Source organism: Streptomyces sp. NBC_00631 (assembly GCF_045206895.1).
Taxonomy (GTDB): domain Bacteria; phylum Actinomycetota; class Actinomycetes; order Streptomycetales; family Streptomycetaceae; genus Streptomyces.
In genome coordinates this window covers 7,887,484-7,909,181 of the sequence record NZ_CP107734.1, presented here as the reverse complement: position 1 = coordinate 7,909,181, position 21,698 = coordinate 7,887,484, and the positions used below count along the sequence as shown (strand labels likewise).

Below are 21,698 nucleotides of genomic sequence, written 5' to 3'. Positions count from 1 at the left end.
GTGGTGTGTCAGGCGACGGCGTCGTGCAGGCGCGCGGCCTGCTTGTCCTTGAGCGGGCCGATGACCGACAGCGACGGGCGCTGTCCCAGGATGTCGCGGGCGACCGAGCGGACCTCGTCCGGGGTCACGGCGGCTATCCGGGCCAGCATGTCGTCGACGGACATCTGCTCGCCCCAGCACAGTTCGCTCTTGCCGATACGGTTCATCAGCGCGCCGGTGTCCTCCAGGCCGAGGACCGTGGAGCCCTGGAGCTGGCCGATGGCGCGCCCTATCTCCTCGTCCGGCAGGCCGTGCGCGGCGACCTGGTCGAGTTCGTCCCGGCAGATCTTGAGCACGTCGTGCACCTGCGAGGGCCGGCAGCCCGCGTAGACGCCGAACAGGCCGCAGTCGGCGAAGCCCGAGGTGTAGGAGTACACGCTGTAGGCCAGGCCGCGCTTCTCGCGGACCTCCTGGAAGAGCCGGGAGGACATCCCGCCGCCGAGGGCGGTGTTGAGCACGCCGAGCGCCCAGCGGCGGTCGTCGGTGCGGGCGAGGCCGGGCATGCCGAGGACGACGTGCGCCTGCTCGGTCTTGCGGCCGAGGAGTTCGACGCGGCCCGAGGTCCGGATGGTGCGGCTGCCGTCGCGCGGGGCGATGGGCTGCGCGTCGGAGCTCTTGAGGGCGCCGGACTTCTCGAAGGCGGCGCGGACCTGTCGTACGACCTTGTTGTGGTCGATGTTGCCCGCCGCCGCGACCACCAGGTGGGTGGGGTCGTAGTGCTTCTTGTAGAAGCGGCGGATGCGGTCGGCGGTCAGGGCGTTGACCGTGTCGACCGTGCCGAGGACCGGGCGGCCGAGGGCGTTGTCGCCGAACATGGTGTGCGCGAACAGGTCGTGCACGCAGTCGCCCGGGTCGTCCTCGGTCATCGCGATCTCTTCGAGGATCGCGCCGCGCTCGACGTTGACGTCGTCTTCGAGGATCAGGGAGCCCGTGAGCATGTCACAGACGACGTCTATGGCGAGCGGCAGGTCGGTGTCGAGCACGCGCGCGTAGTAGCACGTGTACTCCTTCGCCGTGAACGCGTTCATCTCGCCGCCGACCGCGTCGATGGCGGAGGAGATGTCCAGGGCGGAGCGGCGCGTGGTGCCCTTGAAGAGCAGGTGCTCCAAGTAGTGGGTGGCGCCGTTCAGGGCGGGGGTCTCGTCGCGGGAGCCGACGTGGGCCCAGATGCCGAAGGTCGCGGAGCGGACCGATGGCAGGGTCTCGGTGACGATGCGCAGGCCGCCGGGGAGGGTGGTCTTGCGGACCGTGCCGATGCCGTTCTCGCCCTTGATCAGGGTTTGGGTACGGGCGACGGCCCGCGCCTCCGAAGAGGTGCGGGCCGTCGTCGTAGAGCTGCTCGACGTCACTTGTCGGTGTCGTCCTTTGCGTCCTCGGAGGAGGCCTCTTCCTCGCCCTCGATCACGGGGATGAGGGAGAGCTTGCCGCGGGAGTCGATCTCGGCGATCTCGACCTGGACCTTCTGGCCCACGCCGAGGACGTCCTCGACGTTCTCCACGCGCTTGCCGCCGGCCAGCTTGCGAATCTGCGAGATGTGCAGCAGACCGTCCTTGCCGGGGAGCAGGGAGACGAAGGCGCCGAACGTCGTGGTCTTCACGACCGTACCGAGGTAGCGCTCGCCGACCTCGGGCATCGTCGGGTTCGCGATGCCGTTGATGGTGGCGCGGGCGGCCTCGGCGGACGGGCCGTCGGCGGCACCGATGTAGATGGTGCCGTCGTCCTCGATGGTGATCTCGGCGCCGGTGTCCTCCTGGATCTGGTTGATCATCTTGCCCTTGGGGCCGATGACCTCGCCGATCTTGTCCACGGGGATCTTGACGGTGATGATCCGCGGGGCGTTGGGGGACATCTCGTCCGGCTTGTCGATCGCTTCCATCATCACGTCGAGGATGTGGAGGCGGGCGTCCCGGGCCTGCTTGAGGGCGGCGGCCAGGACGGAGGCCGGGATGCCGTCCAGCTTGGTGTCGAGCTGGAGGGCGGTCACGAACTCCTTGGTGCCGGCGACCTTGAAGTCCATGTCACCGAAGGCGTCCTCCGCACCGAGGATGTCGGTGAGGGTGACGTAGTGCGTCTCGCCGTCGATGTCCTGGGAGATCAGGCCCATGGCGATACCGGCGACGGGAGCCTTCAGCGGCACACCGGCGTTCAGCAGCGACATGGTGGAGGCGCAGACCGAGCCCATGGACGTCGAGCCGTTGGAGCTCAGGGCCTCGGAGACCTGGCGGATCGCGTAGGGGAACTCCTCGCGCGTCGGCAGGACCGGCACGAGGGCGCGCTCGGCGAGGGCGCCGTGGCCGATCTCGCGGCGCTTCGGGGAGCCGACGCGGCCGGTCTCGCCGGTGGAGTACGGCGGGAAGTTGTAGTTGTGCATGTAGCGCTTGCGGGTCACCGGGGAGAGGGTGTCCAGCTGCTGCTCCATCCGGAGCATGTTGAGGGTGGTGACGCCCAGGATCTGGGTCTCGCCACGCTCGAACACCGCGGAACCGTGCACCCGCGGGATGGCCTCGACCTCGGCGGCGAGCGTACGGATGTCCGTGACACCGCGGCCGTCGATGCGCTTCTTCTCCTTGATCACGCGCTCGCGGACCAGCTGCTTGGTGAGCGAGCGGTACGCGGCGGAGATCTCCTTCTCGCGGCCCTCGAACTCGGGGAGCAGCTTCTCGGCGGCCAGACCCTTGACGCGGTCCAGCTCGGCCTCGCGCTCCTGCTTGCCCGCGATGGTCAGCGCGGAGGCCAGCTCCGGGCGGACGGCGGCGGACAGCGCCTCCAGGACGTCGTCCTGGTAGTCGAGGAAGATCGGGAACTCGCCGGTCGGCTTGGCGGCCTTCGCGGCGAGGTCGGCCTGCGCCTTGCAGAGGACCTTGATGAAGGGCTTCGCGGCCTCCAGACCGGCGGCGACGACCTCCTCGGTGGGCGCCTCGGCGCCGCCCTTGACCAGCTGGATGGTCTTGTCGGTGGCCTCGGCCTCGACCATCATGATCGCGACGTCGCCGTCCTCCAGGGCGCGCCCGGCGACCACCATGTCGAAGACGGCGTCCTCGAGCTCGGAGTGCGTCGGGAAGGCGACCCACTGGCCGTTGATCAGCGCGACGCGGACGCCGCCGATCGGGCCGGAGAAGGGCAGGCCGGCCAGCTGGGTGGACGCGGACGCGGCGTTGATCGCGACGACGTCGTACAGGTGGTCGGGGTTGAGCGCCATGATGGTGGCGACGACCTGGATCTCGTTGCGCAGGCCCTTCTTGAAGGACGGGCGCAGCGGGCGGTCGATCAGACGGCAGGTGAGGATCGCGTCCTCGCTCGGCCGGCCCTCACGGCGGAAGAAGGAACCCGGGATCTTGCCGGCGGCGTACATCCGCTCCTCGACGTCCACCGTGAGGGGGAAGAAGTCGAGCTGGTCCTTGGGGTTCTTGGAGGCGGTGGTGGCCGACAGCACCATGGTGTCGTCGTCCAGGTACGCCACGGCGGAGCCGGCGGCCTGCTTGGCCAGGCGGCCCGTCTCGAAGCGGATGGTGCGGGTGCCGAAGGCGCCGTTGTCGATGACGGCCTCGGCGTAGTGGGTCTCGTTCTCCACTAGTGTTTTCTCCGTTACTTTCGTCTGCGTTACGTCTTTTGTCCCGGTCTGCCCGTGTGGCAGGGGGACGGTTGCGGAGAAGCGCGCCGTGCTGTGCGGGCCGGTCTTCGATCGAAGCACCCGGGGCTCGCTTCCCCCGGGGGCCACTACCGAGGACCGGCGGCGGCTTGGGTGCGCTTCTCCTTCTTCGCTGTCGTGCTGTGTCCTGCGTGGTGCGTTGTGCTACCACACTACAAAGCGTGGGTGACACTCCGCACGTTTCCGCACGTACGGCAAAGGGAGCGGTCCCGGGTGTCTCCGGGAACCGCTCCCTCCACGGCGTCTTACTTGGCGCCCGCCGCACCGCGGCGGATGCCCAGGCGGTCGACCAGCGCACGGAAGCGCTGGATGTCCTTCTTCGCCAGGTACTGCAGGAGGCGACGGCGCTGACCGACCAGGATCAGCAGACCACGGCGGGAGTGGTGGTCGTGCTTGTGGGTCTTGAGGTGCTCCGTCAGGTCGGAGATCCGACGGGACAGCAGAGCGACCTGGACCTCGGGGGAGCCGGTGTCACCCTCCTTGGTACCGAACTCGCCGATGATCTGCTTCTTCGTAGCGGCGTCGAGCGACACGCGTACTCCTCATAGTCTGTGAGTGCCCACCGAGTGCCCCCGGTCTTCATCGCGGGAGAGCTTCCGTTACTCGGGAGGCGGGGATCCGCTGGGCGCTGCCTCCAGGGTCCGCGGGGACTCCGGGGGTGCGTACACAAACGGCCGTCGTCAAGGGTACCAGTGCCGATGAGGGGCTCTGTCCCGGGGATATGGAAGAAAGTACGAGCCCGGCACGACCGCCAGTAGTGTGACGGTCACAGCCCAGATTCGACGGGAAGGGGTCGCTGCGGGATGAGCGAGACGGCTGAGGAGATGAAGGCGCGCAAGGAGCGGGAACGGGACGAGCTCTACGCGCTCGACATCTCGGGCGTCGAGTGGCACTGCGCGCCCGGTACCGAGCAGGACGAGGAGCGGGTCGAGATCGCGTACCTGCCCGACGGCGCGGTGGCCATGCGGTCCTCGCTCGACCACGGCACCGTGCTGCGGTACACGGAGGCGGAGTGGCGGGCGTTCGTGCTGGGCGCGCGGGACGGCGAGTTCGACCTGGAGCCGAACGAGCGCAACGGAGGCCTGGCCGCCCAGTAGGCGACCACTGCGGGGCGGCACGCGCGCGTGCCGCCCCCTTCGCGGTCCGGCCACGGGTCAGCTGGTCTCGGCGCTGCCGATGCCGAGCACGGACAGGACGGCGTCCTTGGGGTGCTTGTCGTCGGCGGCGAGTTCCCGCTTCGCGAAGAAGACCCCGCCCTGTTCCACCACGATGTCCGACTGCGTCGCGTCGCCGAGCTCGGCCTCCCCGTCGGACAGGAGGTCGAAGAGCAGGTAGGGGGTCTGCCTGCCGGTACGCGGGTCCCAGCTCAGCACGGCGGAGCGTTCGATCTCGCTGAGGCTGGTGCGCAGGACGAGCAGCCGGTCACCGATCATCCGGAGCGGGGCGAGGCCGGGGCCTTCTCGACGGTCTGCCGTATCGCGTCCGCGGCGGGCGCGGCGGCCTGCCGGGCGGCGGACGACATACCGTCCCCCGCGGTCGGCACCAGCGCGCCGTCCGCGACCGCGGCGACGACCACGACGGCGGCCGCCACCACTCCGAACAGACGCCTGCGCCGCTTGCTGCGCTCGCCGTCGGCGGCCGGAGCGGCCTGCGTGCAGATGGATGGAGTGGGCCGAAGCTCACGCCGAACTCTCCCTTCCCTGTCTGCTTCGCGCTCCGCGTACGGCCCCCGTGGCATCCGCGCGCGATGTCCCGTTTTTCCGGGGCCAGTTCATCTCTTTCGTCTGTGCTCACGCGAACACGGCCTCACCCTGGCCCCGGCGCCACAGGGGGGTTCATCGCCAACTGGCACCCGAACTGACGGCACTTGCCCGTTTTGTTCATCGATTGTTCGGCAATACGACGGCCCCGCACACCACTTCCGGGCAAGGTGTGACCAGGTGGACCTCTGACGAGAGGCGGACGGGCCTGCCGAGGTGCGGCTCGTGGTGATTAGGCTGGGAGGGGGGCGCGACGTCAGGACCGTGAACACGGCGTCGGAGTCCCGAGGGGGAGAGCCGGTGGATCGGACTACCTCACACGAATACGGATGCTGAGAACGACACGACATGGTCGTCGCGCCGGCACGGCATGAGGGTGCTCGACCACACCAGGAGGAACTGTGAGCAGCGATCGGGACGGGATCCGCGGGGGCTGGGCGACACCCGGCGATGACCAGCCCGACGCGGAGTCCCTCAACGAGATGACGGGCGAGTTCACGATCGACTACGCGCCGCCCGCGTGGTACACGCAGAACGCGGCCGACGGTTCAGGTCCGCCGACCGGCGGACCTGACGGTCCGGGTGGCTCTGCCTCGGGCGGCTCGGGATCCGCGCACACGTCCGGCGCGTCCGGCGCGGAGAGCGGTCCGGGGGCAGGTGCGGCGGGGGCCGGTACGGGTCCTGCCGCTCAGCCTCGGTCGCCGTTCCCTCCGGGGGTGCCGATCCCCGGGCTGACTCCGCCTCCGCACGCCCAGCAGGGGGGTGCGAAGCCGGGTCCCGGGCTGCCCTTCACACCGCCGCCTCCGGCTCCGCCGGCCTCCGCTCCGGGCGCGCCGTTCACGCCCCCGCCCACGTCAACTCCGGGGTCCCCGTTCACCCCTGCGCCGCCGACCGCGGCGCCCGGGGCACCGGTCACGCCGCCGCCGGCTTCGACACCGGGTGCGCCCTTCACGCCGCCGCCCACGTCGACGCCCGGAGCGCCGTTCACTCCGCCACCCGCTTCGACACCGGGCGCGCCCTTCACCCCTGCGCCGCCAGCTTCGACACCGGGTGCGCCCTTCACGCCGCCGCCCGCGTCAACTCCCGGAGCGCCGTTCACTCCCGCGCCCGCGTCAACTCCGGGGGCTCCCTTCACTCCTCCGCCCACCGCTGCGCCGGCCGCCCCGCCCGCGGCACCGTTCACCCCGGCCGCGCCGCCCACCGACGGCCCGGCCGCCGTGCCGAAGCTGCCGGTCGGTTTCGAGCCGCAGCCGGTTCCCGCCGAGGAGCCGGCGCCGGAGCCCGAGCAGGACAACGGTGACCTGGAGAGCGGCGCGACGATGCGGTTCTCCGCCGTCGCGGTGAAGCGTGAGGTGGCCGAGGCCGCCGAGCGGGCTGCCGCCGAAGAAGAGGAAGCCGAAGGGGAGGCTGAGGCCGCCGCCCTTCCGGTGGATTCTGAGGCGGAGGCCGAGGAGGCCGAGGAGGAGGTCGCCGAGACCTCCGAGCCGTCGTCCACGTCGGTCGACGGGGACGCCTCGGACGCGGAGGCTCTGGACGAGCTCGGGGATGCCGACGCCAATACCGATGCCGACGCCGGAGCCGACGCCGACGCCGACGCCGACGCCGACGGTACGACCCCGACGGACGAGCCCGTCCAGGAAGCCGTCCCGGCGGACGCCACGGACGAAGGCGAGGCCCGGTCCGAGGACGCGGCCGTCGCCGACGCCGACGCCCACGACGACGAGGACATCCCTGACGACAACGACGCCGAGCCTCGCGACGAGGCCGACGAGGCCGACGAGGCCGTAGCCGTCGTTGACCACGTCGAGCCCGAGCCCCCCGCCGTGCCCGCGGCTCCGGCGCCGCCGCAGGAGGCGCCCCCGGTGCCCGAGGACGCGGTGCCCACCGCCTGGACTCCCCCGCCGACGCCTCCGGCGGTGGTCCCGCCGCTGCCGCCGTCGTACCAGCCCGCGGCCCCCGCGTCCGCCGCCCAGTGGCCGGTCCAGCCGGCCGCACCGGAGCCGGCGCCCGCTCAGCCGCAGCCTCAGCCCCCCACCGCGCCGGGTCCGCAGCCGTTCCAGCCGCAGGCCCCGCAGCCCGCGCCCGCCGCCTGGAACCAGCCCGCGCCTCCGCCGCCCCCCATGCCGGACGCGCAGGGCGGTTACGGCTTCCCGCAGCCGGGCGCCCCCCTCCCGCCGCCGCAGGCACCCGGCGGCTACGGCTTCCCGCAGCCCCCGACGCCCCCGGCCCAGCCCGGTGGTTACGGCTTCCCCCAGCCCGGGCAGCCCCAGCCGCCGCAGGCCGCCGTCCCTCAGGACCCACGCGCCGCGCAGGCAGTGCAGGCACCGCAGGCACCCGAGCCGCCGACCACGCAGCCGCAGCCACTGCCGCAGCCGCCTGTCGACCCCCGGGCCGGTGCCGCCTGGCCACAGCCCATCCAGCACGACCAGCGGCAGATGACCAACCCGGGGGCCGCGCCGCTCGGTTACACCGCCGCCGTGGAGCTGTCCTCCGACCGGCTGCTCAACAACAAGAAGCAGAAGGCGAAGAGCGGCCGTCCCGCCGCCGGGTCCTCCCGGTTCAAGATCGGTGGGAAGAAGGAGGAGGCCGAGCGGCAGCGGAAGCTGGAGCTGATCCGCACGCCCGTGCTGTCCTGCTACCGGATAGCGGTGATCAGTCTCAAGGGCGGCGTCGGCAAGACCACCACGACCACCGCGCTCGGCTCCACGCTCGCCACCGAGCGGCAGGACAAGATCCTCGCCATCGACGCCAACCCGGACGCCGGCACGCTCGGCCGCCGCGTGCGCCGCGAGACCGGGGCCACCATCCGTGACCTCGTCCAGGCGATCCCGTACCTCAACTCCTACATGGACATCCGGCGGTTCACCTCTCAGGCCCCCTCCGGCCTGGAGATCATCGCCAACGACGTCGACCCGGCCGTCTCGACCACGTTCAACGACGAGGACTACCGGCGCGCGATCGACGTGCTGGGCAGGCAGTACCCGATCATCCTCACCGACTCCGGCACCGGCCTGCTCTACAGCGCCATGCGCGGGGTGCTCGACCTCGCCGACCAGCTGATCATCATCTCGACGCCGTCGGTGGACGGGGCGAGCAGTGCGAGCACGACGCTGGACTGGCTGTCCGCGCACGGATACGCCGACCTGGTGTCGCGGTCCATCACCGTGATCTCCGGGGTCCGCGAGACCGGCAAGATGATCAAGGTCGAGGACATCGTGCAGCACTTCGAGACGCGCTGCCGGGGGGTCGTGGTCGTGCCCTTCGACGAGCACCTGTCCGCCGGGGCCGAGGTCGACCTGGACATGATGCGGCCGAAGGTGCGGGAGGCGTACTTCAACCTCGCGGCGATGGTCGCCGAGGACTTCGTGCGGCACCAGCAGATGCACGGCCTGTGGACCAGCGACGGCAACCCGCCGCCGGTCGCCGCCCCGCCGATGCCGGGCCAGCCCCTGCCGGGCCAGCAGTACCACGCCCCCGGACAGCCGCAGCCGTACGCACCTGGCCAGCCGCAGCCGTACGCGCCCGGACAGCCGTACCCGCAGCAGCAACCGTATCCGCAGCAGCAACCGCAGCCCCCGCAGGGACCGCCGCCGCAGCAGGAGCTGTACGGCCGGCCGCAGCCCGGCGCCCAGCCCTATCCGCCGCAGCCGGGACAGCAGCCGTATCCCCCGCAGCCGGGATACGGCTACCCGCAGCAGCCCCAGCCGCCCCAGCCGCCCCAGCCGGGATACGGCTACCCGCAGCAGCCCCAGCCGCCACAGGCCGCCCCTGAGCAGCCGCAGCAGCCGCCGCAGGGACCGCCGCCGCAACAGCAGCAGTAGCCGCAACGCCGAAGGGCGGCCGGTGCCTCACCGCACCGGCCGCCCTTCGGCGTACTACTGAGCCCTACGACGAGCTTCGACGGGCCGGATCAGGCGTCTTCGGCCGCCACCAGCTCCCGGCAGCGCTTGACGTCCTCGGCCATCTGCTCCAGCAGGGCGTCGAGGGAGTCGAACTTGGCCTGACCGCGTACGAACGCCAGGAAGTCGACGGCGACGTGCAGGCCGTACAGGTCCAGGCCCACGCGGTCGATGGCGTACGCCTCCACCGTGCGCTCGGTGCCGTCGAACTGCGGGTTGGTGCCGACGGAGATCGCGGCCGGCATCACCTCGCCCTGGGCGTGCAGGTAGCCGGCGTAGACGCCGTCGGCGGGGATGGCAGTGTGCGGGAGGGTCTCCACGTTGGCGGTGGGGAAGCCCAGCTCGCGGCCGCGCTGGGCGCCGCGGACGACCACGCCCTCCACCCGGTGCGGGCGGCCCAGGATCTCGCGGGCGCCCGCCATGTCGCCCTCGGCGACCAGGCGCCGGGTCAGGGTCGAGGAGAACGGCTCGCCGCCGCCCGCCTCGCCGCGCACGAACAGGTCGACGACCTCGACCTCGAAGTCGTACACCTTGCCCTGCTCGATGAGGAACTCGACGTTGCCCGCGGCCTTGTGGCCGAAGCGGAAGTTGGGGCCCTCGACGACGGCCTTGGCGTGCAACCTGTCGACGAGGACCTTCACCACGAAGTCGGCGGCCGACAGCTTCGAGAACTCGGTGGTGAAGGGAAGGATCAGCACCGCGTCCACGCCCAGCTCCGCCATCAGCTCGGCGCGGGTGTGGTGCGGGGCGAGCAGCGGCGGGTGGCTGCCGGGGCGGACGACCTCGCTGGGGTGCGGGTCGAAGGTGACGACGACCGCCGGGATCCCCAGCTCACGGGCGCGGCCCACGGCATGCCGGATGATCAGCTGGTGACCGCGGTGCACCCCGTCATAGGAACCGATGGTGACGACGCTGCGCCCCCAGTCCTCGGGGATGTCCTCCAAGCCACGCCAGCGCTGCACTGTGTCCGCTCCTCGAACCTGTGTCCGTTGTCCGTCTTACGCAGGTCTAAGGGTGCCATGTCCGGCGCACTCGGCTCACACCGGCACGGTCGCTGTGACCGGGCGCACGTGTCCGCGGTCACGCGGGGACCCGCACGCCCGCCAGGTTCCCGAGCATCCGCCGGGTGCTGGGGCCGACCACCGCGGCCCATTCCTGCGGGGTGTCGGCGAGCCAGCGGGCCATCAGGGCGGCGAAGCCGGGCACCTGCCGGCCGAGGTCGACCAGCCCGCGGTCGAAGCGGGTCGCCCCGTCCGGGGTACGGACGAGCAGCAGTCCGGTGCGCCTGACCAGCTCGCGCATGCCGTCGCCGTCGTCCTCACGCTGTGCGGCAGCCGCGTGCAGCAGTGCGTCGAGGACGCCCGGGTCACGCTCGCGGTCCAGCAGGAACTCCAGGAGTTCCTGGCGCAGCGGTCGCGAGGCGGGCGTGCCGGCCGCGCCGAGTACCGTCGCGAGGGCCGCCCGGACCGGCTCGGGACCGCCGTCGAGCAGCTCGGTGACCAGCGGCAGGAGGACGGTACGGGCCTCGGCGCCCTGGTCGAGGCGGCGCTCGACGAAGGCGGCCACCTGCCCGGCGAGCTCCGGTCGCAGCTCGGCGGCCTCCAGGACCAGCTCGGTGACCCGCTGGGCGAGGGTGGGTGCGGTGACGTGGGCGAGGGTGCGCAGCACCTGTCCGGCGTCCGGTCCACGCAGCCGGACGCGGAAGGCCTCCAGGACCTCGTCGGCGTGGGTGGCCAGGGCCGGGACCAGGGCGGCGGGCGTCAGCTGGTGGTCGCCGGCCGCGAAGTGCCCGAGCGCCTGCGGGAGATGGCGGGCGCGGGTCACCGGGTCGCGGACCAGCAGGGCGAGGGCACCGCCGTGCAGGGTGCAGTCGGCGGGGCGGGCGAGCAGGGCGAGCGCGGCGTAGCGGAGCAGTTCCCGGTCGGGGGCGCTGCGGACATGCGGGGCGGTACGCAGCCCGTGGGCCATGGCGGCCACCCGCCGGGCCGGCCGCTCGTCGTGCGCCCAGCGGTCCACGGCCCGGCACACCGCCGACGGCTCGTCCTCGGCGAGCACGGCGAGCAGCTCGTCGCCGCGCCGGTGGGCGGCGTCCACCAGCACCTCGGTCAGGTCGTCCAGGGATTGGTGCCGGTGGGTGTGCAGCAGCGCCTGGGCCGCCGTCGCCACGGTGGCGTGCGGCATCGCGGGCAACGGCCGCTCGTCGTCGAACCACCGGGTGAGATACGGCCGCAGGGCGGTGGGGTCGGCGGCCAGCAGTTCGGCCACCGCGTCCAGGTAGCGCGGGGCGGTGCCCTCGGGCGCCTCCTCCGGCACCGGCCGGGCCGGCGGCCGCGTCGGGGGCCGCGTGGGCCGGGCTCCGAAGCGGCCGATGCCCGAGGTCTCCGGCAGCGGCTCGTCGGCGAGGACCAGTCTGCGCAGCAGGTCGAAGAGGTCGGCGGCCGGCAGGGCGAGCGCGGTCCAGAAGTCGGGACCGAACTCGGCGGGCGCGGTGCGCTGTCGGCCCACCACCCGGTCGGCGAGCAGGCGCAGCACCCCGGTGTAGGGAGCCGCGTCGGGCAGCCGCAGCAGGGTCTGGGCGAGCAGGCGCGCCGCCCACCAGGAGCCGGGGTCCAGGTCGAGGGCGCGCACCAACTCGTCCAGACGTGGCGCGAGTTGCGTGGGCCCGTACTCACGGTCGAGCAGCAGCAGGGCCTGGACGACCGGGCCGGCCCTGTGGTGCGGGACGGGCAGGGGATGGACGCCCAGGGGGGTGCGGGGGCGGTGGACCAGGGCGTGCAGGGCCTCGTCCAGGTCCAGGTGCATGCCCTGGATCCAGTCGGCGAGCTCCTCGTGGGCGAAGCGGTAGCCGCCGCCGGCGGGCACCAGCAGGCCCTCGGTGAGCACGGCGGAGGCCCAGCCGGAGCCGCCGCCGAGGTGGGCGGGGACGGGCCCCCAGGGGAACACCGCTTCGAACGACTCCCGGTCCAGCTCGCCCTGGCCGGGGCCGAGGCTGCGCCGGGCGGCCTCGTGCACCTGGCCGGAGACCCGGGCGGCGAGGCGTCGGACCGCCGTGCCGCGCAGGCCGTTCTCGGCGGCCAGCCGGACCGCGATGCGCAGGCACATCAGGTCGAGGTAGGCGGCGAAGACGTCGTGCCGGTCGATCGGGTCGTCGGCCGGTGCGTCCGGGAGGGCGGCGCGGACCTCGGAGAGCAGGCGCAGGGCGAGGGGGTGGCCGGCGTCGCGGTCGATGAGGGCGCCGTCGGGGATGCCGTAACGGGATCGGGCGCTGCGGGCCTCGTCGGGGGTGAGGTCGGTCAGCCGGATGCACGGGGGGTCGCCGCCGGCGCCGTGGCCGTGCAGGAGGTCGGGCGGGAACTCGGCGCCGGCCCGCTCCCAGTACTCCTCCCGGCAGGCCAGGAGCAGTCGGGCGCCGGTGTCGCGCAGCCAGTCCGCGGTGCCCTCCGTCCAGGCGGAGAGCCGGTGCGCGAGGACGGGGGGCATCTCCTCGGGGCCGTCCAGCAGGAGGAGGAGCGGGCGGCCGGCGCGGGCGGCCAGGCGGGCCAGCCGTTCCACGGACAACTCACCCAGGTCACCGGGGAGTTGGGAACGGGAGGCGGCGACGATCCGGACCGCGCGTTCCAGGGAGCGGCGGGCGGCGGCGGCGATGGAGTCGTCGGCGTCCTTGAAGTCGGCGCCGCGGAGCCAGAGGGTGGGGGCCGGGTTCGCCTCGCGAGTGCGGCGGGTGGCGAGTGCCGCGAGTTCTGTGGTGCGGCCCGTTCCGGGGGCGCCGACGAGGGCCAGGACAGTGGCGGTGGCCTTTCCGGTGCCGGTGCCGGTGCCGGTGCCTTCGGCGAAGGCCGACAGTTCCTTTGAGATGGTCGCGCGTTCGACTGGCTGGACGGGATCGGTGTATCCGCCTGCGAGTGCCGTGAACTGTGGTGACGCGGCTGCGGGTGCGTCGTGGCTGGTCGCGCCCACGCGGCGGTGGCCGCATGTCTGATCCAGCCCCGCGCCCCTTTGGGGCGCTCCATTGGGACGCGATGACATGTGGGGGGCGGACATGCTCGGGGCCGTGCGGCCTACGTAACCGGCCAAGGCGCCCTGCGGGCCGTCCTGGCCCACGGATGTGGCCGTCAGTTCCAGTACGCCTGCCAGGTTGAGGTCGATGCCGTAGGCCGGGACCGTTGCCGCGTTGGTGGCCAGGAGGTCGGCCAGGGGGCCGCTGCCGGGGTGGTGGAGGGGGACGGCGAAGCCCACGTCCCGCTGGCCGGACTGGAGGGCGGTGCCGAGGACCGCCAGGACGGCGCCGGTCTCCGCGTCGAGGACCGGGCCGCCGGCCGCGCCGCCGCCCAGCCGGAGCGCGTCCCGGCCCGCCGTGCCGATCGCCAGCTCCAGGGCGTCTTCGAGGAGATGGAAGCGGTCGGTGGCGGTGTACGTCACCTGGGTCGCGGCCAGTACCCGGGCCTCGCGCCAGCGGTCTGCGGCGAGGCGTACGTAGGTGCCGGCCGGGATGCGCTCCCGCACGGTGATCGGCAGCGGGTCCACGGCCAGGCCCTCGGTGCGGACCAGGGCCAGGTCGAAGGCGGGCAGCGGGACGACGGCGTCCGAGCCGACCACGCAGGTGCGGTCACCGGCCGCGTGCAGCACGATCCGGGCGAGGCCGTCGACGGCCTCGTGACTCGTGATGAGCGTCCCGTGGTGATCGGCCAGGAAGCCGGTGCCGCGTGGGCGACCGGCGAGGTCGCGGACCCGGACCAGCCGCTCGTCGAGCCCTGGCGCCGTCTCCTTCTCCGCTTCCCGGGTCGCGTCCGCCGTCCGGCGACCACTCCCGGTCCGCGGGCCCCGTCCCGCCATGATCGAACCTCCCCGCCCGTACACCCGTGCCCTTGTCTCCGGCTGTCTTCGACCGTAGGCGCGAAATGATCAGCGGGACAGAGCGGGCCTCGAACGCGCCCCCCTCCGCTCCCCCGGTTCACTCCGAGCGCCTGCTCGGTCGGGTGAATAGCCCGGGGCGGGTGGATACACCCTAGGGGTGGGGGAACCGAGGGGGGACCGTGGAGCGGCGGCGGCGTCAGACCCCGTGGTCGCCGCTCCACGGGCAGGGCTCAGGTGAAGACGGCGAGGCTCTTCGCCTTACCCTTCTGCTCCTCGACGAGCGCCAGGAAGCGGCCCTCGGGGTCGAACACGGCGACGGGGCCGGTGCCCGCGTACTCGTCGGGCATCTCCAGGCGCACGCCGTTGGTGAGCAGCCGGGCCCGCCTGGCGTCAGCGTCCCAGCGCCGGAAGGCGGCCCCGGCGGCCTCGGCGATCGGCATCACGGTCAGCTCCTGCTGGAGCTGGTCGAGGGTGCGCGCGGAGTCCAGCTTGTACGGCCCGACGCGGGTGCGGCGCAGCGCGGTGAGGTGGCCGCCGACGCCCAGGTCGGCGCCGAGGTCGCGGGCGAGGGCGCGGATGTAGGTGCCGGAGGAGCAGACGACGGAGACGACCAGGTCGAGAACGGGGGTGCCGTCCTCGGCGACGGCGTCCCGCACGTCGTACACCGCGAAGGAGGAGACGGTCACCGGGCGGGCCGGGATGTCGAAGTCCTCGCCGTCCCGGGCGCGTTTGTACGACCGTACGCCGTCGATCTTGATGGCGCTGACCTTGGAGGGGACCTGCATGATGGCGCCGGTCAGCTTGGCGATGCCGGCGTCGACGGCCTCACGGGTGACCTCGGAGGCATCGGTGGACGAGGTGATCTCGCCCTCGGCGTCGTCCGTGACCGTGTTCTGGCCGAGGCGGATCGTCCCCAGGTACTCCTTCTCGGTGAGGGCGAGGTGCCCGAGGAGCTTGGTCGCCCGCTCGATGCCGAGGACGAGGACGCCCGTGGCCATCGGGTCGAGGGTGCCGGCGTGCCCGACGCGCCGGGTGCGGGCGATGCCCCGCATCTTGGCGACGACGTCGTGCGAGGTGAAGCCCGACGGCTTGTCGACGATGACAAGGCCGTCGGGCGGGGTGGGCTTGCTGGTCATTCGGTGGCGTCGTCCGTCTCGTCGGCGTCGTCCTCGCCCGGCTTCTTGTACGGGTCGGCCTCACCGGCGTAGGCGGCGCCCGCGGAGGCCTCGCGGACCTTCGCGTCGGACTGGCGCGCCCGGTCGAGGAGGTCCTCGATGTTCCGGGCGGTGTCCGGGAGGGCGTCCGCCACGAAGGCGAGGGTCGGCGTGAACTTCACGCCGGCGGCGCGGCCGACCTCGGACCGGAGAATGCCCTTGGCGCTCTCCAGACCGGCGGCGGCGGCCTTCCGCTCCTCCTCGTCGCCGTACACCGTGTAGAAGACGGTCGCCTCCCGAAGGTCACCCGTGACCCGGGTGTCCGTGATGGTGACGTGCGAGCCGAGCCGCGGGTCCTTGATCCCGCGCTGCAGCTTCTGGGCCACCACCTCTCGGATGAGGTCCGCCAGCCTTTTCGCCCGCGCGTTGTCGGCCACTGGTCCGTCTCCCGTTCTTTCTTCTTGTCGTTCTCAGGTCTAGTCGTCGTCGCCGTGGAAGCGCCGTCGGACCGCCAGCAGCTCCACCTCGGGGCGGCCGGCGACCAGCCGTTCGCACCGGTCGAGTACGTCGGTCAGGTGCGCGGCGTCGCCGGAGACCAGGGCAAGGCCGATACCGGCCCTGCGGTGAAGGTCCAGGTGGTCCACCTCGGCCGCGCTCACGGCGTACTTCCGCTGGAGTTCGGCGACGATCGGGCGGACGACGGAGCGCTTCTCCTTGAGCGAGTGGATGTCGCCGAGGAGGAGGTCGAAGGACAGAGTCCCCACGTACATGTGTGTCCGGTTAACCCGCCGGTACGGGATCGATGGCCCTGCCAGGAACGGTACCCCGTCCCTGCCGGGGGCTCGACCGACTTTCCCCAGCCGTCACAGGGGCTCGGCCGCGGCCCGGGCCTAGAGGTGGCCGACACGGGGCTCCGCCCCGCGGCGGGGCCTCTCGGCCCACCGGGTCGGGCGGGTGGGTGGGAAAAGTGCCGGCCGACGGCACCGAAGTCCCGTCGGCCAGCTACCAACCGTAGGCCTTACACCCGCGGCTTCTCGCGCATCTCGTACGTCGCGATGACGTCGTCGATCTTGATGTCGTTGAAGTTGCCGAGGTTGATACCGCCCTCGTAGCCTTCGCGGATCTCGGTGACGTCGTCCTTGAAGCGGCGCAGGCCCTCGATGTTGAGGTTCTCCGCGATCACCTTGCCGTCGCGGACGAGGCGTGCCTTCGTGTTGCGCTTGACCTCGCCCGAGCGGATGAGGACACCGGCGATGTTGCCCAGCTTGGACGACTTGAAGACCTCGCGGATCTCCGCCGTACCGAGCTCGACCTCCTCGTACTCCGGCTTCAGCATGCCCTTCAGGGCCGCCTCGATCTCCTCGATCGCCTGGTAGATGACCGAGTAGTACCGGACGTCCACACCCTCGCGCTCGGCCATCTGCGCCGCGCGGCCGGCCGCGCGGACGTTGAAGCCGATCACGATGGCGTCGGAGCCCATCGCCAGGTCGATGTCGGACTCCGTGACCGCACCGACGCCGCGGTGCAGGACGCGGATGTCGACCTCTTCGCCGACGTCCAGCTGGAGCAGGGAGGACTCCAGGGCCTCGACGGAACCAGAGGCGTCACCCTTGATGATCAGGTTCAGCTGCTGGACCTCGCCGGCCTTGAGCACCTTGTCCAGGTCCTCCAGGGACACGCGGCGCGTGCGCTTCGCGAAGGCCGCGTTGCGCTCGCGGGCGGCGCGCTTCTCCGCGATCTGGCGGGCCGTACGGTCCTCCTCGACCACGAGGAAGTTGTCGCCGGCACCCGGGACGTTGGTCAGACCCAGGACCTGCACCGGCGTGGAGGGGCCGGCCTCGGCGACGTTGTTGCCGTTGTCGTCGAGCATGGCGCGGACGCGACCGTAGGCGTCGCCCACGACCATCGTGTCGCCGACCCGCAGCGTGCCTCGCTGGACGAGGACCGTCGCCACGGCACCGCGGCCGCGGTCGAGGCGGGACTCGATCGAGATGCCCTGCGCGTCCTGGTTCGGGTTGGCCCGCAGGTCGAGCGAGGCGTCGGCGGTCAGGACGACCGCTTCCAGCAGCTCGTCGATGTACAGACCCTGCTTGGCGGAGATGTCGACGAACATGGTGTCGCCGCCGTACTCCTCGGCCACCAGGCCGTACTCGGTCAGCTGACCGCGCACCTTGGTCGGGTCGGCGCCCTCGACGTCGATCTTGTTGACCGCGACGACGATCGGGACGTCGGCCGCCTTGGCGTGGTTGAGCGCCTCGACCGTCTGCGGCATGACGCCGTCGTTGGCCGCGACGACCAGGATCGCGATGTCGGTCGACTTCGCACCACGGGCACGCATGGCGGTGAACGCCTCGTGACCCGGGGTGTCGATGAAGGTGATCTTGCGCTCTTCCTCGTTGACCTCGGTCGAGACCTGGTAGGCACCGATGTGCTGGGTGATGCCGCCGGCCTCGCCCGCGATGACGTTCGTCTTGCGGATCGCGTCGAGCAGTCGGGTCTTACCGTGGTCGACGTGACCCATGACGGTCACGACCGGCGGACGGACCACCAGGTCGTCCTCGCCGCCCTCGTCCTCGCCGAACTCGATGTCGAAGGACTCAAGCAGCTCGCGGTCCTCCTCCTCGGGGCTGACGATCTGAACCGCGTAGTTCATCTCGCCGGCGAGGAGCTGCAGGGTCTCGTCGGAGACGGACTGCGTGGCCGTGACCATCTCGCCGAGGTTCATCATGACCGCGACGAGGGACGCCGGGTTGGCGTTGATCTTCTCCGCGAAGTCGGTGAGCGACGCGCCGCGGGAGAGACGGATGGTCTCGCCGTTGCCGCGCGGCAGCATCACGCCGCCGACGCTCGGGGCCTGCATGGCCTCGTACTCCTGGCGACGCTGCCGCTTCGACTTGCGGCCGCGACGCGCCGGACCGCCGGGACGGCCGAAGGCGCCCTGCGTGCCACCACGGCCGCCGGGACCGCCCGGACGTCCGCCGAAGCCGGGACGACCGCCGCCGCCAGCGCCGGGACCGCCGCCGAAGCCGCCGCCACCGCCGCCGGGGCCACCGCCGCCGGGACGACCGGCGAAGCCGCCGCCACCGCCGGGACGGGCGCCGCCGCCACCGCCGCCGGGACGACCGGCGAAGCCGCCGCCACCGGGACGACCGGCACCGCCGGGACGACCCGCACCGCCGGGACCGCGACCGCCGCCACCGGGGCCGGGACGCGGGCCGGCAGCGGGACGCTGCGGCATCATGCCGGGGTTCGGACGCGGGCCCGCGGAGCCGCCGCCGGGACGCGGACCGCCCTGCGGACGGGGCATGCCGGACGGGCTCGGACGGGAACCGCCGGGAGCCTGCGGACGCGGACCGCCACCCTGGGCGCCGGGCGCCTGGGGACGGGGACCGCCGCCGGGGGCACCGGGGCCACCCGGACGCGGACCACCCTGCGGGCGCGGGGCCTGCGGGCGGGCCATGCCGGTGGAGCCACCGGACGTGAAGGGGTTGTTGCCGGGACGCGGGCCGGCCGGACGGGCACCGCCCGGACGGGGGGCCTGGCCGCCGGGACGCGCGGCACCCTGACCCGGACGCGCATCGCGCTGGCCGGGGGCCGGACGGCCACCGGGACGCGGGGCACCCTGGCCGGGACGCGGACCGCCACCCTGCGGGCGCGAGCCCTGCGGGGCGGCCGGGCTCTGCGCCGCGGCGGCCGGAGGCGCCGGCGGTGCCGTGAACTCGGGCGCGGCCGGAGCCGGACGCGGCGCGGGCTTCGGACCCGGGACCGGACGCGGGCCGGAGGCGGCCGGCGCAGGGGTGACCGGAGCCGGTGCCGGAGCCGAGGGCGCCTGCGGAGCCGCGGGCGCCGCCGGAGCCTGGGCCTCGGCCTGCGGCTGCGGGGCGGCCGGACGCGGGGCGCCCGGCTTGGGGGCACCCGGACGGGCCGCCTGCGCCGGAGAGGGCGCGCCGGGCCTGGGTGCAGCCTTGCGCGGGGCGGGCTTGCCCGCGGACTTGCCACCGCCCTGGAAGGCGTCTGTCAGCTTGCGTACAACGGGCGCCTCGATCGTCGAGGACGCCGAACGGACGAATTCACCGAGTTCCTGGAGCTTGGCCATGACGACCTTGCTCTCGACCCCGAACTCCTTGGCGAGTTCGTATACCCGGACCTTAGCCACTTCGCTCCTTTTAGGTCCGGGTGTGTCCGGACCGTCGCTACTTCATGGGCGTACTCATCGCGTGCTCATCGAGTGCTCATCGCAATCTCGACCTACTTCCAACTCGCGGGGTACCAGAGCCGCACGGACGTTCCGAACGACGCTTCTTACGGTGTTACTGCTCGACGTACCGGCGCAACGCCTTTACGTCCAGCGGGCCCGGGGCGCGCAGCGCCCGCGGGAGTGCCCGGCGGCGCACCGCCTGGTCCAGACAGACCTGGGCGGGGTGTACATATGCACCCCGGCCGGGCAGCGTACCGCGAGGATCAGGGACGCATTCGTCCCCGACCGCCACGATCCGCAGCAGTTCGGTCTTGGCCGCTCGCTGCCTGCACCCCACACAGGTGCGCTCAGGGCATGCGCGGGCACGCGTCCGGCCAGACACTGGTAAGTCTACCTCCCCGCACCGACCTCACCCCTTCGGGGCAAAGATCGAACGGCTGTTGTCGTAATCCAAGCCACCTGCGGCTGGGAACTATTCCCCTCGTCCGAGTGAACCCCGGAGGAGGCGAGGGGCACCTGCCCGGCTAGCTACTCGGACACCTGTTCGGTGTCCGGGCGGATGTCGATGCGCCAGCCGGTGAGCCGGGCGGCCAGCCGGGCGTTCTGTCCCTCTTTGCCGATCGCCAGCGACAGCTGGTAGTCAGGCACGGTCACCCGGGCGGACCGGGACGCCAGGTCCACGACCTCCACCTTGGAGACACGGGCCGGGGACAACGCGTTCGCCACCATCTCCGCCGGGTCGTCCGACCAGTCGACGATGTCGATCTTCTCACCGTTGAGCTCGCCCATGACGTTGCGGACCCGGCCGCCCATGGGGCCGATACAGGCGCCCTTGGCGTTCAGACCCGAACGGGTGGAACGGACCGCGATCTTCGTACGGTGACCCGCCTCGCGGGCGATGGCGGCGATCTCGACGGACCCGTCGGCGATCTCCGGCACCTCCAGCGCGAAGAGTTTCTTCACCAGGTTCGGGTGGGTGCGGGAGAGCGTGACGGAGGGGCCACGGACGCCCTTCGCCACTCGCACCACGTACGACCGCAGCCGCATCCCGTGCGGGTAGGTCTCACCGGGGACCTGCTCCTGCACCGGCAGGATGGCCTCCAGCTTGCCGATGTCGACGAGCACGTTCTTCGGGTCGCGGCCCTGCTGGACCACTCCGGTGACGATGTCGCCCTCGCGGCCGGCGTACTCGCCGAGCGTGGCGTCGTCCTCGGCGTCGCGCAGCCGCTGCAGGATCACCTGTTTGGCGGTGGTGGCGGCGATCCGCCCGAAGCCCGACGGGGTGTCGTCGAACTCACGCGCCTCCTGCCCCTCCTCCAGGTCCTCGGGGTCCTCCTTCGCCCACACGGTCACGTGCCCGGTGTTCCGGTCGAGCACCACGCGCGCGTGGCGGCGGCTTCCCTCGGTGCGGTGGTAGGCGATGAGGAGGGCCGACTCGATCGCCTCGACCAGCAGGTCGAAGGAGATCTCCTTCTCCCGCACCAAGCCCCGCAGGGCGCTCATGTCGATGTCCACGGCTACGCCTCCTCCTCTTCCGTCATGTCCTTCTTGTCCTTGCGGTTGAACTCGACCTGCACACGCGCCTTGTCGATCTCGGCGAACCCGAGTCTGCGGCTGGTGGCCTTGCGGCCCTTGACGCCGGGCACCTCCAGGTCGAGGCCCGCGTCGTCGACGTCCAGGATCCTGGCGACCAGTTCCCCGCCCTCGGCCAGCTGGAACAGCACCAGGCGGTCCACGGCGCGCAGGTAGTGCCGGTGCTCGGTGAGCCGGCGCTCCGCGCCGGGGGTGCCGACCTCCAGGGTGTACTCCCCCTCGCCCATCGCGTCCGTCTCGTCGAGCTTCGCCGAGAGCTCACGGCTCACATCGGCGATCCGGTCCAGATCCGCCCCGGTGTCGGAGTCGACGACGACGCGCAGCACACGCTTGCGTCCGACGGAGTCCACGGCGATCTCTTCGAGATCCAGTCCCTGGGAGGTCACGAGCGGTTCCAGTAGCTCTCGCAGCCTCTCGCTCTGGGTGGTGCTCATCCGGGTGACTCCTCGGCCGCGTGTGCTGTTGTGGGATGGGTCGTGTGTCTGGTCAAAGGGTATCGGGTCGCGGGGGGTGTTGCGTGCGGGTGCCTCCGGCGGTGGGGCCGGGCGCCTG

The 21,698-nt window shown here is 72.3% G+C and carries 16 protein-coding genes and 1 pseudogene; 3 read left to right on the top strand and 14 right to left on the bottom strand.

Annotated elements, in window-relative coordinates:
• Positions 1 to 8 precede the first annotated feature (8 nt).
• The 3 genes from OHB00_RS36400 to rpsO form a co-directional block, all read right to left on the bottom strand.
• Positions 9 to 1,388, bottom strand: a complete 1,380-nt coding sequence (locus OHB00_RS36400) for a pitrilysin family protein (RefSeq protein ID WP_362583131.1) — start codon at positions 1,386 to 1,388, stop codon at positions 9 to 11.
• Entirely contained in the window at positions 1,385 to 3,610 is a 2,226-nt protein-coding gene (locus OHB00_RS36395; protein WP_406441229.1) for a polyribonucleotide nucleotidyltransferase, read from the bottom strand. Before OHB00_RS36395 ends, OHB00_RS36400 begins: the two co-directional genes overlap by 4 nt.
• Before the next feature lie 323 nt (positions 3,611 to 3,933).
• Positions 3,934 to 4,221, bottom strand: coding sequence for a 30S ribosomal protein S15 (gene rpsO / locus OHB00_RS36390; RefSeq protein ID WP_030177470.1), 288 nt, complete (start codon positions 4,219 to 4,221; stop codon positions 3,934 to 3,936).
• Between the two features lie 270 nt (positions 4,222 to 4,491).
• Here rpsO and OHB00_RS36385 point away from each other — a divergent pair, with 270 nt between their 5' ends.
• Positions 4,492 to 4,785 carry a DUF397 domain-containing protein gene (locus tag OHB00_RS36385; protein ID WP_189263948.1) on the top strand — a complete coding sequence of 98 codons (294 nt, stop codon included), beginning with the start codon at positions 4,492 to 4,494 and terminating at the stop codon, positions 4,783 to 4,785.
• 57 nt (positions 4,786 to 4,842) lie between these two features.
• Here OHB00_RS36385 and OHB00_RS36380 read toward each other — a convergent pair whose 3' ends face one another.
• Both OHB00_RS36380 and OHB00_RS36375 read right to left on the bottom strand, forming a co-directional pair.
• Entirely contained in the window at positions 4,843 to 5,121 is a 279-nt protein-coding gene (locus OHB00_RS36380) for a hypothetical protein (RefSeq protein WP_406441227.1), read from the bottom strand.
• Entirely contained in the window at positions 5,118 to 5,279 is a 162-nt protein-coding gene (locus OHB00_RS36375; protein ID WP_406441225.1) for a hypothetical protein, read from the bottom strand. The genes OHB00_RS36380 and OHB00_RS36375 overlap by 4 nt, the downstream gene beginning before the upstream one ends.
• Positions 5,280 to 5,849: 570 nt before the next feature.
• Here OHB00_RS36375 and OHB00_RS36370 point away from each other — a divergent pair.
• Positions 5,850 to 5,978, top strand: a pseudogene (locus OHB00_RS36370) (SCO5717 family growth-regulating ATPase); the annotation flags it as partial.
• A 789-nt stretch (positions 5,979 to 6,767) separates the two neighbouring features.
• Positions 6,768 to 9,269 carry a MinD/ParA family protein gene (locus OHB00_RS36365; protein WP_406446149.1) on the top strand — a complete coding sequence of 834 codons (2,502 nt, stop codon included), beginning with the start codon at positions 6,768 to 6,770 and terminating at the stop codon, positions 9,267 to 9,269.
• 89 nt (positions 9,270 to 9,358) lie between these two features.
• Here the strand turns inward: OHB00_RS36365 and OHB00_RS36360 are convergent, their stop codons facing one another.
• From OHB00_RS36360 to rimP, 9 genes are all read right to left on the bottom strand, one after another.
• Entirely contained in the window at positions 9,359 to 10,309 is a 951-nt protein-coding gene (locus OHB00_RS36360) for a bifunctional riboflavin kinase/FAD synthetase (RefSeq protein ID WP_406441223.1), read from the bottom strand.
• A 118-nt stretch (positions 10,310 to 10,427) separates the two neighbouring features.
• A complete protein-coding gene (locus tag OHB00_RS36355; protein WP_406441221.1) occupies positions 10,428 to 14,180 on the bottom strand; it encodes a trypsin-like peptidase domain-containing protein in 3,753 nt (1,250 codons plus the stop codon).
• A gap of 251 nt (positions 14,181 to 14,431) precedes the next feature.
• The gene (truB, locus tag OHB00_RS36350; protein ID WP_406441219.1) at positions 14,432 to 15,337 is read right to left on the bottom strand and encodes a tRNA pseudouridine(55) synthase TruB; all 906 of its coding nucleotides are present in this window, start codon (positions 15,335 to 15,337) and stop codon (positions 14,432 to 14,434) included.
• The gene (rbfA, locus tag OHB00_RS36345; RefSeq protein ID WP_351719886.1) at positions 15,334 to 15,792 is read right to left on the bottom strand and encodes a 30S ribosome-binding factor RbfA; all 459 of its coding nucleotides are present in this window, start codon (positions 15,790 to 15,792) and stop codon (positions 15,334 to 15,336) included. The genes truB and rbfA overlap by 4 nt, the downstream gene beginning before the upstream one ends.
• A gap of 39 nt (positions 15,793 to 15,831) precedes the next feature.
• Positions 15,832 to 16,125 carry a DUF503 domain-containing protein gene (locus OHB00_RS36340; protein WP_406441217.1) on the bottom strand — a complete coding sequence of 98 codons (294 nt, stop codon included), beginning with the start codon at positions 16,123 to 16,125 and terminating at the stop codon, positions 15,832 to 15,834.
• A 248-nt stretch (positions 16,126 to 16,373) separates the two neighbouring features.
• On the bottom strand, positions 16,374 to 19,511 hold the full coding sequence (gene infB / locus OHB00_RS36335; protein WP_406441215.1) for a translation initiation factor IF-2: 3,138 nt from the start codon (positions 19,509 to 19,511) through the stop codon (positions 16,374 to 16,376).
• Positions 19,512 to 19,665: 154 nt separating this feature from the next.
• Positions 19,666 to 19,935, bottom strand: coding sequence for a YlxR family protein (locus tag OHB00_RS36330; RefSeq protein ID WP_406441214.1), 270 nt, complete (start codon positions 19,933 to 19,935; stop codon positions 19,666 to 19,668).
• 146 nt (positions 19,936 to 20,081) lie between these two features.
• Positions 20,082 to 21,068, bottom strand: a complete 987-nt coding sequence (nusA, locus tag OHB00_RS36325) for a transcription termination factor NusA (RefSeq protein ID WP_217554880.1) — start codon at positions 21,066 to 21,068, stop codon at positions 20,082 to 20,084.
• A gap of 2 nt (positions 21,069 to 21,070) precedes the next feature.
• The gene (gene rimP / locus OHB00_RS36320; protein ID WP_406441212.1) at positions 21,071 to 21,580 is read right to left on the bottom strand and encodes a ribosome maturation factor RimP; all 510 of its coding nucleotides are present in this window, start codon (positions 21,578 to 21,580) and stop codon (positions 21,071 to 21,073) included.
• Positions 21,581 to 21,698 lie beyond the last annotated feature (118 nt).

Bases quoted from the DNA above. Each gene is read 5' to 3' on its own strand.
- OHB00_RS36385 (WP_189263948.1), top strand. From the start codon at position 4,492: ATGAGCGAGACGGCTGAGGAGATGAAGGCGCGCAAGGAGCGGGAACGG.
- OHB00_RS36380 (WP_406441227.1), bottom strand. From the start codon at position 5,121: ATGATCGGTGACCGGCTGCTCGTCCTGCGCACCAGCCTCAGCGAGATC.
- OHB00_RS36365 (WP_406446149.1), top strand. From the start codon at position 6,768: ATGCGGTTCTCCGCCGTCGCGGTGAAGCGTGAGGTGGCCGAGGCCGCC.
- OHB00_RS36355 (WP_406441221.1), bottom strand. From the start codon at position 14,180: ATGGCGGGACGGGGCCCGCGGACCGGGAGTGGTCGCCGGACGGCGGAC.
- truB (WP_406441219.1), bottom strand. From the start codon at position 15,337: ATGACCAGCAAGCCCACCCCGCCCGACGGCCTTGTCATCGTCGACAAG.
- OHB00_RS36340 (WP_406441217.1), bottom strand. From the start codon at position 16,125: ATGTACGTGGGGACTCTGTCCTTCGACCTCCTCCTCGGCGACATCCAC.
- rimP (WP_406441212.1), bottom strand. From the start codon at position 21,580: ATGAGCACCACCCAGAGCGAGAGGCTGCGAGAGCTACTGGAACCGCTC.